We start from the raw sequence: 870 nt of genomic DNA, 5'->3' as shown, positions 1-870 counted from the left end.
CCCTTGCCATGATCGGCCTTCGAAGTGGTCGAGGCCGAGTTCCTCTTTCATCTGCTGATGCGCTTGCTCGCAAACCCATCTCGCCTTGATGGCGGCCGCCAGCACTTTCAACGTCGCATCGGCCGGCAAGTTGGACAGGTAGTATTTGCGCTCGTCGTTTGATCGCCATTCGCCAACCAACCAGGCTTCCTCGCCCGGCATGTGTTGCTGTCCCTTGTCAAGAATGCGTTGCGGCGTGCCGTCGGCGATCCGGACGCGCAATGCTGCAAAGCGTGCCGTCAGGCGGCCCTTTGTGCCACGCCGCCAACTAACCTTCTTCCAGCTTGCATGCGTCAGGACCGTCTCGGCTGCAACCGAGAGGGTGTCGGGGATCGGATGCTTACGAGGGCGGCCATGCCCGGAGATGGGAAAGATCAACCCGACATCATGGGGATAGACCTTCTGATGCTTGGGGATGCCGACCGCCCAGGTGAGGCCACGTCCACTTAGCCCCTGGCGGAAGGCCGCCGACAGGCCGTAGCCTGCGTCAGCCAGCACTGTGCCAAACCGGACACCGGTCACGATCAACCGGTCGATCTCGTGAAGGGCAATCTCCGGCTTCGTGCGATATGTCCGCATGGCATCGGGAACTCCGGCCTTGGCCATCCGTTCCGTGTCGCTGGTCCAGCTCTCGGGCAAAAACAGACGCAAGCCAACCGGAACAGGAACCTCGTCTCGGGCAAGCGTCACCGAAACCAGCGTCTGGCAATTCGCTCTCTTGCCCAGCATCGAAGCATATTGCGGCGCGACACCCACCGAGTGATCGCCCTTCTTCGGCAGACCGGTATCATCGATCACCAGAAATGCACTGGATGCACCAACGATCCTGTC

At 61.0% G+C, this 870-nt stretch carries 1 protein-coding gene; it reads right to left on the bottom strand.

All coding sequences use genetic code 11. The features are described 5' to 3' along the window. A partial coding sequence (locus tag BLX89_RS23760) for an IS701 family transposase (RefSeq protein WP_083637924.1) occupies positions 1-870 on the bottom strand: 870 nt, incomplete at both ends.

Origin of the sequence: Pararhizobium arenae (assembly GCF_001931685.1) — a bacterium.
Lineage (GTDB): Bacteria > Pseudomonadota > Alphaproteobacteria > Rhizobiales > Rhizobiaceae > Pararhizobium > Pararhizobium arenae.
This window is presented reverse-complemented; position numbering and strand designations above follow the sequence as displayed.